Here is a 14,074-nt window from a genome sequence, read left to right on the forward strand (position 1 = left end):
CTAACGCGCGAATCCTTCGGGTTCGGGCCAGCTCTTTGCATATGTCGCCATCACTTTGAATAACGCGCCCATGGATTCACGCGCAACAAGCCTGTTGCGCGCGGCGGAAATCTCCGTGGCCCGATCAGGATTTGCCTGCGCTAAGGTCATGGCCCGCTGATCAATGCCCAATCCCGACAACCAAGCACCCTGATTGCATGGCCCCGCAACGTTGAGGCCAGATCTTTGTGCACAGAGTGAAAGCGCATGGAAATTGACATGTGCAGTCAAATCGCAATGGCCCGGATCCGAAAATGGGTCCGCATATTTGTGATTTTGCACCGCCTGCAACGTGCTGCCCAGTGCTGGCTCAAGATAACCATAATCAATGGTCAACATAACCCCGCCTTGTCCGGACAGCCGCGTGGAAAGCTTGTCCATCACTAAAGTGGCATCCGGGCACGTTTCGTAAATACTTCCGACCGACGCCATGCGGAACTGTTTAGGAACTAAGGCGTCCGTGGAACGCGGACCCGGCATTGCAGCAAACCGTGCACTATGGTCGGGGACGACAACTCGCTCGCGCCAGCCAACGTTCGTGGCAATCATCTGCGCGATGGGCAACGCATCAAAAAATTCATTGGCCACAATGAACAATGGCGCATCGGTGGGAACCGTTTCCACATGATCGTGGAACATGGCCAACGGCACAGCGGCAAGCTGCTTTTCTCGCAAAACCCGGCTATTCTCAACAAAATGAACCTCTGGTTCAAATCCGAAACGCTTCATTGTGCGGAGCGCATCGGCAGCCAGCGTGCCCCTTCCGGGTCCTAGTTCGACATAATAACATGGCGAAGGACGGCCCCGACGCAACCAGATATCGCTCAGCCAAATCCCAACCATCTCGCCGAACATCTGGCTGATCTCAGGTGCCGTTATGAAGTCGCCATCGGCGCCCAAAGGATCAGCGCGGCTATAATATGCGGTGTTTGCAACGCGCATATATTCGGCAACACTAATGGGACCGGACGCATCAATGCGGTGTGTGAGGCGCTGGCTTGTCGTGTGCGTGTCAGGCGGCACTGTTACGCTGCCTGCGAGGCCCTGCCGTGAATAGGAGGAACAAGCCGATTAGAATCATCGGGGTGGTCAACCACTGCCCCATGCTGAGGCCGCTTGCTTCGACCAACCACTGTAACTGCTGGTCCGGTTCCCGGAAGAATTCGATCGTAAAACGCGAAAGACCATAGATCACAGCCGCCATGCCACACAGAAAGCCGGGTTTGTATCGTGCGTCTGTTTTCCAGAACAACGGCCACATGATCGCGGCCATCAATAGCCCTTCGAGCCCAGCTTCATACAGCTGGCTTGGGTGCCGCGGCAAATCGCCACCATTTGGAAACACGATAGCCCAAGGCACGTCCGTCACGCGGCCCCAAAGCTCATCATTCACGAAATTTGCCAACCGGCCGAAGAAGAGGCCAAACGGGACACAACATGCGAGATAATCACAAACCCGCAGGAACGAGATCTTATACTTGCGCGCCAAAAGCCAGAGAGCAAAAATGATTCCAAGCGCACCGCCATGGAACGACATGCCGCCTTCCCACAGCTTGAAGACATCTAACGGGTTCTGCAAAATCGATGGCTGGTAGAACAAGATATAACCCGTTCGTCCGCCCAATATGATACCCAGCGTCGCGTATAAAATGATATCGTCCGCATGGTCACGCGACATCGGCGCGCCCGGCCGTGCCAGCAGTTTGAGCAAAAAGCCGTAGCCAAGCAAAATGCCTACAAGATAGGCCAAGGAATACCAACGCAGCTGAAAGAAGCCCAGATCAAGCGCAACGGGGCCAACACCAAGGTCTGTGAACTGAATATAGTTCGCTGCTGTAGCAATAATCTCGAATGACACAGTTTTTCCTCAGGATATTTTGACTTTCCTATAGAGCGAAATAGAAGGTGCACAAAGAGTTTAGGAGAGAATCAAATGCCGTCCCAATTGGACCTCGCGATCGACGCTACCATAAATCGTCTCATGACCGACGATGGCCCTTTAACGGTGACCTATGTTGAAAAATTTGGTGTGCAATTGCCCATGCTGGCGAAAGCACCCGGCAATATGGCCGACTATCTGGCATTTTTTTGCGCCACGCACGCGGACAAAGAATTTCTGGTAGATGGCGACATCCGCCTAAGCTTTGGCGAGACTTACGCCGCAGCGCGCGCGCTGGCTGGCGGCTTAGTTGAGGGGCACAAGCTTCACAAAGGTGACAGGGTCGGAATTGCCGCGCGCAATTCGGCCAACTGGATTATTGCCTACATGGCCATCGTTATGGCCGGCGGCGTTGCGACCCTACTTAATGGCTGGTGGCAAGGTGGCGAACTGGCCGAAGGCATCCGCATGGTCGGCTGTCGCTATGTCCTCGCGGACGAGCAACGCGCTGCGCGCTTGGCAGGGCACGACATTGGCGGTTGTGAGCTATTGATATTCGGTCATGATGGCGCACCGATGGAAGGCCTCTCTGTCTTGACCTCAAAAGGTGGTAGCGCGGAAACGCCGCTGCCCACACTTGAACCCACAGACAATGCGACGATCTTGTACACCTCAGGTTCAACCGGGCAGTCCAAGGGCGCGGTTTCGGACCACCGGGCCGTCGTTCAGGGCGCGATGAGTTACGTGGGCCAGACGCTCGTCTTTTTCGAGCTGCTTTCGTCCACCGGACAGGCGATGCCCGCTCAGCCATCGGCGCTGGTCAACGTGCCACTGTTTCACGTTACCGCCTCCATTCCACTGGTTCTGCAAAGCTTCGCCATTGGGCGCAAGTTGGTATTGATGCCGAAATGGGATGCGGAAGAAGCGATGCGCATCATCGAAAAGGAACGCATCAGCTATTTCGTCGGTGTTCCGTTGATGAGTATTGAACTCGCGACGCACCCGAACCGCCACAAATATGACCTTACCAGCTGCACGGCCTTTGCGGCTGGTGGAGCGCCACGCCCCGTGGATCATGTCAAAAAAATCCGCAAGGAAATGAGCTGGGGCTATCCGCTGCTGGGTTATGGCCTCACCGAAACGAACGGCGTGGGCTGCGGTAACTTCACCGATAACTATCTGGAAAAGCCCACCAGCACTGGACCAGCTACGAAGCCCTTGGTCGAAGTGCAAATGCTTGATGATGATGGAAATGTTCTTCCGCAAGGTGAACGCGGCGAAGTCGGCATTCGCACCATCGCGAATTTCAACGGTTACTGGAACAACGAACAATCGACGCGCGACGCGTTTACCGCTGACGGGTTCTTCCGGACCGGTGACATCGGTTATCTCGACGAAGACGGTTATCTGTTCATCGTAGACCGCAAAAAAGACATCATCATTCGCGGCGGCGAAAACATCAGCTGTCCGGAAGTAGAAGCTGCCGCATATGAGCATGACTCAATTGTCGAGCTGTCCGTGTTTGGCATTGCCGATGACAAATATGGCGAAGTTCCAGGCATCGTCTATCAGACGAAGGATGGGGTCGAGCTGACCGAGGATGAGCTCAAAGCGTTCCTTGCACCGCGGCTAGCCCCATTCAAAATCCCAGTCCATTTCTGGCAAGTAGCAGAACCATTGCCGCGTCTTGGTACCCAGAAAATCGACCGCGTGGCTTTGCGCCGGGAATATAATGCAAAGGTTTCTGCTTGATGCTGACATAGGGCGTGAACGCGCCTAGAGTGTCTGTATGACTTCAGCGCCTGACCGGATTATAAAGCAACGCGACATTATCGACAGGACTGCGCTTGCCGATAAAATTGAGTATATTGTTGCAGAAGATGGTCCTCAGCGCTGCCGTCCGCAGATCCTCGAGCTTTTGCAAGGCGCGTTGGCGGACGGGCGCGCCGAAATAAAACGACGGCTTGGTGAAAGCCCGTCACAGGGTTATCGCGCGTCCGCGGAACAAGCATTTCTGGTCGATCAGATTGTCCGGCTTATTTACGACTATGTAACGGTCCACGCATATCCCGCGGCGAACCGGTCGGCATCGGAACGGATCGCTATCCTTGCTGTGGGCGGATATGGTCGCGGCGAGATGGCGCCACATAGCGACGTCGATATCGGGTTTGTTACCCCGTACAAAAGGAGCTCATGGACCGAACAAGTCGTTGAAGCCATTTTGTACCTTCTTTGGGATCTTGGGCTGAAAGTAGGCCAATCCAGCCGGTCTTTGGACGAGACTGTGAAAATGGCGCAACAAGATCTAACGATCCGTACCGCGCTTTTGGAAAGCAGGTTCGTTTGGGGCGACCGTGCCGTGTACGAAGAGGCGGCATTACGCTTCTGGAACGAAGTGGTCGCAAATACCGCGCCCGATTTTGTGCGCTTGAAAATGGCGGAACGCGATGAACGGCACAAGCGTATGGGCGACAGCCGCTACGTTGTGGAACCCAATATCAAGGACGGCAAAGGCGGCCTGCGCGATTTGCATACCTTGTATTGGATTGGGAAATATATCCACAAGGTCTCAACGGCATCTGATCTCGTCCATGTTGGGCTACTGTCGGTCGAAGAATATAACAGGTTTAGGAAAGCCGAAAACTTCCTGTGGTCCGTTCGTTGTCATATGCACAATATTACTGGCCGCGCAGAGGAACGGCTGACATTTGATTTGCAGCGCGAAGTGGCCGAACAGATGCAGTTCGCGGATCGCCCCGGTCGTTCGGCTGTCGAGCGGTTCATGCATTATTATTTCTTGAATGCCAAAACCGTGGGCGACGTTACCGGATTATTCTTGGCACATTTGGATGAAGCCATGGCTCAAAAAGGCCGTCGGTTCATTCCAAGTTTTAACCGCAAACCACGCAAGCTCAATGGCTTCCAGCTTGACCGTGGTCGTTTGGCATTACCCAATGTTCAGTTTTTCGTCGAAGACCCCGTTCGGCTATTGGAAATTTTCCACCTCGCGGATTTGCATGGGCTGGAAATTCACCCTTCAGCCATGCGGACGGCCCAGCGCGACGCCCGGCTTGTAGATAAGGCGGTCCAAAAGGACCCGCGGGCCAACGCGCTTTTTTTAGATATTCTGACCTCGCGCCGGGATCCTGAAACCGTATTGCGTTGGATGAACGAATCCACGATTTTTGGACGGTTCATTCCCGATTTCCGGCGCGTGGTCGCGCAAATGCAGTTCGACATGTATCATCATTACACCGTCGACGAACACTCGATCCGCGCCATTGGGCTATTGGCGGACATCGAAAGCGGAAAACTCAAGCAGGATCACCCGCTTTCGGCTGCGATAATGCGGAATATCGTCAGCAGAAGGGTATTGTATGTCGCAACCTTGCTGCACGATATTGCAAAGGGACGCGGCGGAGACCACAGCGTCTTAGGCGCTCAGGTCGCTGAAACATTATGCCCGCGACTTGGTTTATCAGCCGCGGAGACCGAAACAGTCGCTTGGTTGGTACGCCACCATTTGTTGATGTCCGCAACATCGTTCAAACGTGACCTTGCCGACTTCAAAACAATATTGGATTTTGCGCAGGCCGTTCAGTCGCCTGAACGGTTGAAATTGCTGCTCGTCTTGACGGTGGTGGACATTCGCGCCGTTGGTCCAGGCGTCTGGAACAGTTGGAAGCGCCAATTATTATCCGATCTTTTCGAAGCCACTGAAGAAGTGCTTCGGCTTGGTCACAAGCAACGTGGCCGTGACGAGCGCATCGCGTCGAAAAAATCGAAGCTCGGGTCAGCCTTGCAGTTGTCTCCTGAAAAATTTGCGCATTTCGCAAAAACGTTACCGGATGCCTATTGGATAGCCGAGCCAGACGACATTATTGAGCGCAATGCACGGCATCTGTTGAAAAATGAAGGCACTGAGCTTGCCATTGACGCATGTTATTACCCCGACCGGGGCGCCACGCTCGTTACTGTGTTCGCGGCCGACCATCCCGGCTTGTTTTATCGCATTGCGGGTGCAATTCACTTGGCAGGTGGAAACATCATCGATGCGCGGATCCACACAAGCAGCGACGGGATGGCGATCGATAATTTCCTGATTCAAGATCCGCTCGGCCGTCCATTCCGCGAGCAGGGTCAATTAGACCGCTTGGCGCGCAATATCGAGGAGGCATTGACCAACCGTGCAAAGTTGATGACGCAACTTGACGCCAAGCCCAAAGCTCTCCGGCGTGCCGACGCATTTAAAATTGCGCCTTCGGTGCTGATCGATAATCAGGCTTCTAACCGCTTCACCGTTGTAGAAGTAAATGCGCTGGACCGGCCGGCACTGCTGAACAATTTGGCATTGGCCTTGTTCGAGTCAAAGGTAACATTGCACAGTGCGCACATCGCAACCTATGGCGAACGCGCCGTAGATACATTCTATGCGACAGATCTTTTCGGTGCAAAAATCGAAAGCAAGACCAAGTTGAAATCACTTGAAACAAGGCTGCTTGAGGCGGCCACTGTCCGTGCCCGAGTAAAAACCAAAGCTGCGTAAGAACGCAGACCTGTCGGCTGCATCCATTAACGACATAAAAAAAGGCCAGTCTTTCGACCGGCCTTTCTTTTAACATATTGATCCGTTCGGAATTACATTCCCGAATTTGGACCGTAGGTAACTTCAACGCGACGGTTTTGCGGTTCACGCTCACCATCTGCAGTCTGTACCAATGGTGCAGTTTCACCGAATGCTTCGGTTGCGATTGCACCGCCGGCAACGCCCTTGGACTCAAGGTACGAACGCACAGTCGTGTTACGACGCTCGGAGAGACCAACGTTGTACTTTGCGCTACCCGACTTATCGGCGTGACCAGCAAGCATAACCTTCGCAGTGCCACAGTTCGAATACTGGGCAACAGCGTTGTCCAGAACCGATGCTGCGTCAGGACGCAAGTTCGACTGATCCCAATCAAAGAATACGATGTAAGGACCGGTGTTGCACACTGGCGCTGGTGGCGGCGGTGGCGGTGGCGGAGCTGGTGGTGCCACATATGGTGGCGGTGGTGGGGGTGCTGCAACTTCAACCGGTGCAGGTGCGCCGCCAAAGTTATAAATCAGGCTGCCCATGATGCTGTGCGAACGGAAGCGCGTGTCGACAGTACGGCCAAGACGGTCAACAAGACCAACCTTGTCTGCATTGAAGAAACGGTACTTCAGACCAACATCCCAGCTATCGTTCAGTGGCGCACGGACGCCTGCAAGAGCCTGCCATGCAAAACCAGTATCTGAGTCATCAAGGAACGATGGAGCAGCCAATGAAGCCTTCACGTCAACACGTGCAACGCCAACACCGCCGCCGATAAAGCCCTGAAGGCCATCATCGTCGCCGAAATCCAAAAGACCATTGACCATGAAGCTCAATGCACTTGCATCGCCAGCAATGTCATACGAACCGCTACGTGCGAGCGCAGATGTTGCGCCGCTCGTAATCTGTGGAGTCTGGCTGTTGAAACCAGTTACATTCGCCTGACGATACGAAACTTCTGATTCAAGACGGAAACCGCCGAAATCATAGCCTACTACGCCGCCGAAATCATAACCCTTGTTTGTGTCAACCGATGCAGCATCTTTCAATGTGCCGATATCCAAAGCCAAGTCTTCTACTATCATGGCACCGCCATCGACTCCAACATACCACTGGTCGTCGCGGGCCAAAGCCGGTGATGCCAGAGCAGTAGAAGCGAGCACCAAACCTATGGCTAACTTACGCATCAACTTTCCCCTTTTCTATTTTAGGAACGGAAATTCTAGAACATAAGTTTATCGATTCTGTTCCATCGATGCAAGTCGCTATGTACCTACACTGTTGCTAAAATGTCGCTATTACTCCCATTTGATCCGAATACTGGCGCTGTTTTCGCGGTGCGGCCGGTCAACGCGTCAATATACCTATCAATCTGAAATACTGTAACATCACACCGAGTGTAGCACGCGCTTCGGTATCGACCACTGCCCCACCAGACGGGTTTGTGATAATTGGGCCGCTATGCCAAACGCCGTCCGTGTAAATGCTATCTCGACCAACCGACCTGTTCCAAAGCCGCATCCCGTCATGGGCAACCAGATAGCGCCAGTCGCCACCTATCCATATCGCAATTTGGCCAGACTTATTGGCCCATAGACCGGTTGCCGCTGAACCCACCAACCAGCATTTGCCAACATCGCTGTCGGTTAAGGCAGGCGCCGTCGATGCGACACCTTCGACTGCTGTATGAAGCAAGGCATCGATAAGAACGAGTGCCTCATTATGAGTGGTTTCTTTTTGCGCCTGCGTTACGGCGAGCAGCGGCAAGTTGTGACGGCCTGTTTCCAGAACTGGCATAGGTCCTCCTGATGACAAGATGATGATGTGAAATTTATGCGAGGCCGAACAAAAGCGGCGTCGATTGTGTAAATCGGCCGATCTGTTGGACACTGAAACCTAGTTCGCTGCCTGACGGTATCCCGAGGCAGGCATAATCGTCGGCTGAAATATGCAACGCGTTCTCGAATACCGTCCAGTCGCGCAAGATGTTGTCGTCAGCCAACAACGTGACGTGATAGGCCTCGCGATCTTCAACCATGAGCTGATCAACCCCATCAACCCACCCAAGGTCTAGGCGCGAACGTCGGACCCAATTGAGGTGAATATCTCCATTTGCCTGGCGCCGTGCGCGACCATGGACAGGTGCCAAAGGCGTGATTGCCCGCCCATGGGCCATCGCAGCCTCAACAACTGGGCTCGGGTCGCCAAGACCTTGCGCCTCAACGGTTATCGTCTGCCCAATGTGATAGTCAGTTGCCGCAATGATACGTGCGGAGGCAGGGTCCAGCCAAACGATCAGCGAACCAGCGGCATGCGCCGGCGCTGACAATTGATCGGACAAACAGGCGCGTGCGAACCGAGACAGGCGATATTGGTTGGCACCCAACGCCGTAATACGGCCAATGCGGATAAATTCACCACCCATATGAAAAACCGGAGCGTCCGATGCCAGAGGGTGCGTGTCACGATTGGCCAGCAGCATCGACCCATTAAGCAATTCGATCTGGAGCGATGATTTTTCGTCAATCAATAATGCGTTATGTGATCCAAGCGCGTTCTGCGTTGTCCCGATCACAGCCTGTGGCGCAGTTCCGCCAATATCGATCAGCTGGCCCGCATTTTGAATTGAAAGAGCTGCACGCTTCCAGCCCGCCTCTGTTCCCCCCGCAAATACCGCCAAAGCCGCTTGGTTTGTATCGCGTTCGGCAATCAGCGGGCAGTCAATAATGGCAATTCGGGTCTGCCCAATTGATTGGTCTACGGACGGAATGTGGCGGCCCGGGGTAGCTATCATCTGATCGACCGGTACCAGCCCAGCCGCCATTCGCGCCTTAATGTGCGCCGTGCCAAATCCATGTTCGATTTCGTCGATCTGCCATTTTTTCCCGTCGGCGGAGAGGAAACAATCGCCCGGCTGCAGCAATATGGCAGAGGTTACGACCGACGCGGTGAGCGTGCTCCGTGCGTAGCGCGCATGTCCCGCTTTCAATTCGACCAAGCGCTTGGCCGAGGATGCACCGAGGACGGCAGGCAACTCCAACCGGGCCTCGCCACGTCCGCCAGATTTGCTGATGCTGTTTTGAACGCCAGCCTGATAATCACGATCCGGATCATAATAACGCAGCGAGACCCTGTCGGGAATTTGCCCGGCGGGTGCTATCCGGTGACTGGGCGGATCCAGCTCGCGCCGATCTTCTTCGACAGCGACGACAATTTGGGTTGGTTGGTCAGGGTTCGCGCCAACGTCGCGGACGACAAGGTTGCCGTCCCGCGTGATGAGCTCGACTGGAAAGGCATTCAATATCGGCACAATCGCCTCTCTCATATTCGCTCCGCCCGCGGCGAAACCAACGATGGAGTGCGTGCTTTCGGCCAAGAGGTCGCCACCCGATAGCGACTGAAACAATGCCGATAGCGACAATGGCCCGTCGCGTTCGAAAACTTCAAAGGTGAACGATGGAATGCGGTTGCCAAAATCTGCCAGCTGCAAATCTTCAAACACGACATAGGCCACGTCGCGGTGCGCGGGACATTGACCAACAGCTTCAGCAGATGCCAGCAACGGGTCAGGCTGCTGATCGCCATGGCCCGAATAGAAACGCAATTGGGTGTCTATTTTTAATGCGCCGTCAGACCCGCGAACCAAATTGCCATCGGCCCATATTCTGCCCAATCGGGCTACTGGCCGGCTTGACAACGCGACCGCTAGGCTGACGCGATAGCTGTAATTGACCGTCGAAGCGCGCCCCTTACCTCCGCCGCTTTTTGCGCGATCTTCGATCAGGTCGGTTGCCCAAATCACCGTTCCCGCAACACGCATCGCGCCAAATATAGCGGGAATTTGCGTGCCGTAACTCGATGTTTGGACGGCCAACTCCTTCAGCCGACTGCCTTCACGCGCGGCAGGCGCGAATAATGCCCCGTCGATTTTCTGCCCCAGCGCAGCGCCAATCGCGCCACCGATCGGCCCGCCAAAGGCAGAGCCAACAGCCGTTAAAACAAGCGTTGCCATGTCAGTCTCCGATAAGGCGCCATTGCGCGATTGTTGGCCACGGCAGCGGCAAGGGCGTTGCGACCACGCGGCCTAAGCCCAAATGTGCATGGACCGCACCCTTGGGCGTCATAACGGCAAGGTGAATTTGCCGGACGCCCGGTTCAAGCAAGAGGATGTCTCCGGCAACCACCGAACCATCCGAAACCCGCGAGAAATGCCGCTCATCAAAATATGCGCAGGCGCGCACGCTATGTTGACCGCGCAGCCGATAGTCGGTGGGTACAGCCGCGTCTTCGCCCGCAGCAGAAAGGCACAGTCCGGCCAAACCAACACAATCGAGCCCTGCGTCGGCCGAACGCCCATGCAGCAAAAACGGAACGCCAAGCAAATCGAGCGCGGTTTGCGCAACCTTGGCTTGCTGGCGCGTGACGGCCGGCGTGATCCTAATTTGCACCGGGGTACCGCGTCAGTAAATCATTTCCCGGCAGATAGGGTTCTCCACGAAAATTGATGCCGTTGCCAAACCGCGTTGCGCAGGTCGCCATCAGCTTGTCGCAACCTTCGATCACCTGTATCATGTCGCCCGCATTTACCGGCGCCTGTGGCATCGTCTGCAGTTCCATCACCGCCGTGCCATTGCCGACGATGCTAAATTCCAGCCCCGCATTTGGACCCGTCAGCCAACGCACACTTCCATATGCCAATTGGCCAGGGGTAAATGGCCCACCGCCGTTCACCGAAATCACATAGCCTTGGAAATGCGATATGATCGCCAAATGACGAAAGCGTTCGCGGCTTAGCCCGCAAGCTGCATCGCAAAATTGCGCGCGGCACGACGGCGCCGTTTGGGACGCCACGGCTTTATCAAGACGCGATTGGATGCCCAATAGTTCGGCGGCAAATGCATCATCTGCAAAGGAAACCGCACCCAGCTCGCCAGACGCCAATACGCGTTTTCCACGTGCGGGCGCTGACCAGTCAAAAAGAAATATCTCCAAATATGCGCCGTCCCATCGCCCGGCCATCAAATCATCCTGCCGGATCAAGTCGGACGTCAGTGCGCCGGAGACATCCAATCCGTCATTCTCCAACCCAACGCTTTGCACGACCGTCGTGGGCTGCATCCCGGGGCTGGATTTCAGCAAAATGCTGTCATGCAGCACATCGGCATCGTGCGATGTAAAACCCACGGTGACGCCATCGGTCCGTTCCAACCGCCAGCCATAGGCGACCGTGATAAGCGGCCCATCCATCCAGGCGTCCATCAGGTGGCTTCCCGAATTTCAACCAATGCTATCGTCGGCATATCGCCCGCGCCAAAGGTTGCACGCGCAAAATCTAGCCGGTCCGTTGCAAAGCGCACAGGCACATCAAAACGGAAGCCTGCGGTGATAACGGCACCCATTGGCGGTGCAGTTTGAAATTCGATTATTCCGCCAGCAGTCAGCGACCAGCCTGTGGCCGCCACGTTATTGACCGCAACCGTCACAGACGACGGCACGGGCCGGGTGATGCGCCTTATTTGACCGTCGGCACCATAGGTTTTGATCAGCGGAAATGCGGTGCGCACGGCGTCACCTGTCCCCAGGATTTGATCCAACTTGTCGGGCGCTCCGGTCATCACATGCGAACTGTTGTCGAACGGATCGGTAAAGCGAAATCCGACCGCTGGCCCATGCCGCGCCCGAAAGAACGCAAGCAGGATGCCAAGATCATTTTCGGAGCGAACACCCGGGCTGACATCATAGCTAAGGCGCGCATTCTCCCAGCTGCTGTTGCGGCGTTCATGCCCCGATAGGGTGGTGACAATATTGGTCGAGAACTCCGCCGTCACTTCCGCCTCGCGGCCAATGTCCAGCGGGAAAAGCACGTCATCAAATTCCTGCACAGCCGCATCCTCCTGTCCAATTTCGAAATAGGTAAATCCGTCACGGGCGACCTGCGGCAGCGCCCAGATAAAGGTTTCCGCTGTGCCCCTCGCCCTGCTCGCGCGCGCGGCGATCTCAATGTCCCTCCACTGCGCCGTGTCTTCGGGGCGCAGAACGAAGCCGCTAAAATAATGCTGCTGATCAACGGGGTAGCCAAGCCGCTGAGCCATCAGCGGAACCGCCCGCCGCGTGGCGCCATGGTTGCCCGATGTGACCCAGTCATAATCTTCCAGCTGAAGCACATCGAACGCGGGCGCGGACCATCCCAATGGAACATTGGCGCGCACGGCTTCGGGTGCGGACGGATCAAGAACCGTTGGCAGATAGACCAACAATAATGTCTCTATGCCAGCCGATCCTGCCTCATCCGTCGCAGCAGCGCAGATGGACGCGGTCGACGCCGCGAGTATCGCACCTGCCCGGTCCAGCATGGCCTTTTGTGCCGGCGACTTTGAACCCTTTATGTCCGATATGCTGACCGACAATGTCCCGAATGCCGCAGTCGCAGACGCATCATACAGGCAGATGCGGCCGTCGGGCATGATCCACCACCATGGCTCGCCAATCTGAAACTTCACCGGCAGTCCGGCTTCTTTCAAGATGAAGACAAATGCCCGCGCGACCGCCTTGAGATAGTTCATCGCCCCAATATGCGCAGGCGACAGCAAAGTGGATGGCGGGACCCATCCGGTTAGTGCGCGGTCACCATTTTCCGCCCGTTGCTTCCAATCATTCCAGCAATGCGCATCGAACAATTCGTAACTGAGCGAGAAAATCAGATCGAAGCCCAGCAACTTTGCCTGAACCGCAAAATTTCGGTGCCACGCGCGGCAGGGCGCGTTGAGCGCACCACCCGCCAAGCTGACATAATGTTCATTACCCAATGGCTCGAGCCGGAAATAATGGCTCATGCCGACATAATGATTGATCGTTTGCCGGTAGCCAAGGGCATGGATTTGGCGAACCAGCCGCGCAGGGGTCTGGTTATAGGCATCGTCATATCCCGTTGCCATTTTCAGGTCATGCTCGGGCATCATGACATCGCCGGTGTCCAGCATGACGCCAGCCCCGTCGCATCTAATCTGCGTCAGTTCCACCCACGCTTCAACAGGCGCAAGCAAATTGCCCGGCAAGCCGGTATATCCCGGCGGGATGAGCGATATGAAAATCTGGTCTATGTCCCCTGCAAAGACTGGGTCTGCCTCTTGTGGCAAAAGAAACCCGCCCTCAAGGTTGCTGAAGTCCAGCACGATTTCGGCATCTTCCGGCGTGCCAACGGCGTAATTCCAAAGACGGATATACCAGCTTTTGGCCACACCCGTCGCATCGCGACCGTTGATGGTGAGCGTTGGGCCATTGATGGCATCAAGCGGCATGATACCCGCCGACCGCCACCGGAATTTCATCGTCAACCGGCGGTAATCGCGGTTGGTTTCATAGGCCAATAAGGGGTGATCCCAATGATCGGCACTGTCCCAGATCAAGCCCGCCAGATCATCGCTGCGGTAAAATATGGCGTCCACACGCAGGGATTCCGGTCCCGTTGTGACCACAGATGCCATCATCGGGCGCGGGAAATTGACCGTCCAGAAACGCGGGTCAAAGCGCATGACGGGCACAGATTTCTGCTGCCGTCTTTGGTCACAAAGCCAATATGCCAT

General features: G+C 55.4%; 10 protein-coding genes. 2 read left to right on the forward strand and 8 right to left on the reverse strand.

Annotated features, from left to right (window positions below):
• Nucleotides 1–981: a class I SAM-dependent methyltransferase gene (locus GGR91_RS08940; protein WP_183942059.1), complete on the reverse strand. Its 981-nt coding sequence runs from the start codon at nucleotides 979–981 to the stop codon at nucleotides 1–3.
• 70 nt (nucleotides 982–1,051) lie between these two features.
• Nucleotides 1,052–1,897, reverse strand: a complete 846-nt coding sequence (lgt, locus tag GGR91_RS08945; protein WP_183941848.1) for a prolipoprotein diacylglyceryl transferase — start codon at nucleotides 1,895–1,897, stop codon at nucleotides 1,052–1,054.
• A 75-nt stretch (nucleotides 1,898–1,972) separates the two neighbouring features.
• Here lgt and GGR91_RS08950 point away from each other — a divergent pair, with 75 nt between their 5' ends.
• The gene (locus GGR91_RS08950) at nucleotides 1,973–3,670 is read left to right on the forward strand and encodes a class I adenylate-forming enzyme family protein (protein WP_183941849.1); all 1,698 of its coding nucleotides are present in this window, start codon (nucleotides 1,973–1,975) and stop codon (nucleotides 3,668–3,670) included.
• A 37-nt stretch (nucleotides 3,671–3,707) separates the two neighbouring features.
• Complete coding sequence (locus GGR91_RS08955) at nucleotides 3,708–6,464, forward strand: [protein-PII] uridylyltransferase (protein WP_183941850.1); 2,757 nt, start codon at nucleotides 3,708–3,710, stop codon at nucleotides 6,462–6,464.
• 92 nt (nucleotides 6,465–6,556) lie between these two features.
• Here the strand turns inward: GGR91_RS08955 and GGR91_RS08960 are convergent, their stop codons facing one another.
• From GGR91_RS08960 to GGR91_RS08985, 6 genes are all read right to left on the reverse strand, one after another.
• Nucleotides 6,557–7,678: an OmpA family protein gene (locus tag GGR91_RS08960; protein ID WP_183941851.1), complete on the reverse strand. Its 1,122-nt coding sequence runs from the start codon at nucleotides 7,676–7,678 to the stop codon at nucleotides 6,557–6,559.
• Between the two features lie 160 nt (nucleotides 7,679–7,838).
• On the reverse strand, nucleotides 7,839–8,288 hold the full coding sequence (locus GGR91_RS08965; protein ID WP_183941852.1) for a DUF2793 domain-containing protein: 450 nt from the start codon (nucleotides 8,286–8,288) through the stop codon (nucleotides 7,839–7,841).
• A gap of 34 nt (nucleotides 8,289–8,322) precedes the next feature.
• Nucleotides 8,323–10,503 carry a phage tail protein gene (locus GGR91_RS08970; RefSeq protein ID WP_183941853.1) on the reverse strand — a complete coding sequence of 727 codons (2,181 nt, stop codon included), beginning with the start codon at nucleotides 10,501–10,503 and terminating at the stop codon, nucleotides 8,323–8,325.
• 1 nt (nucleotide 10,504) lies between these two features.
• Nucleotides 10,505–10,939, reverse strand: coding sequence for a peptidoglycan endopeptidase (locus GGR91_RS08975; protein ID WP_322788799.1), 435 nt, complete (start codon nucleotides 10,937–10,939; stop codon nucleotides 10,505–10,507).
• On the reverse strand, nucleotides 10,929–11,750 hold the full coding sequence (locus tag GGR91_RS08980; protein ID WP_183941854.1) for a DUF2163 domain-containing protein: 822 nt from the start codon (nucleotides 11,748–11,750) through the stop codon (nucleotides 10,929–10,931). Before GGR91_RS08980 ends, GGR91_RS08975 begins: the two co-directional genes overlap by 11 nt.
• Nucleotides 11,750–14,074, reverse strand: coding sequence for a DUF2460 domain-containing protein (locus tag GGR91_RS08985; protein WP_183941855.1), 2,325 nt, complete (start codon nucleotides 14,072–14,074; stop codon nucleotides 11,750–11,752). Before GGR91_RS08985 ends, GGR91_RS08980 begins: the two co-directional genes overlap by 1 nt.

The sequence above is a fragment of the Sphingorhabdus rigui genome, from assembly GCF_014196595.1.
Taxonomy (GTDB): domain Bacteria; phylum Pseudomonadota; class Alphaproteobacteria; order Sphingomonadales; family Sphingomonadaceae; genus Sphingorhabdus_B; species Sphingorhabdus_B rigui.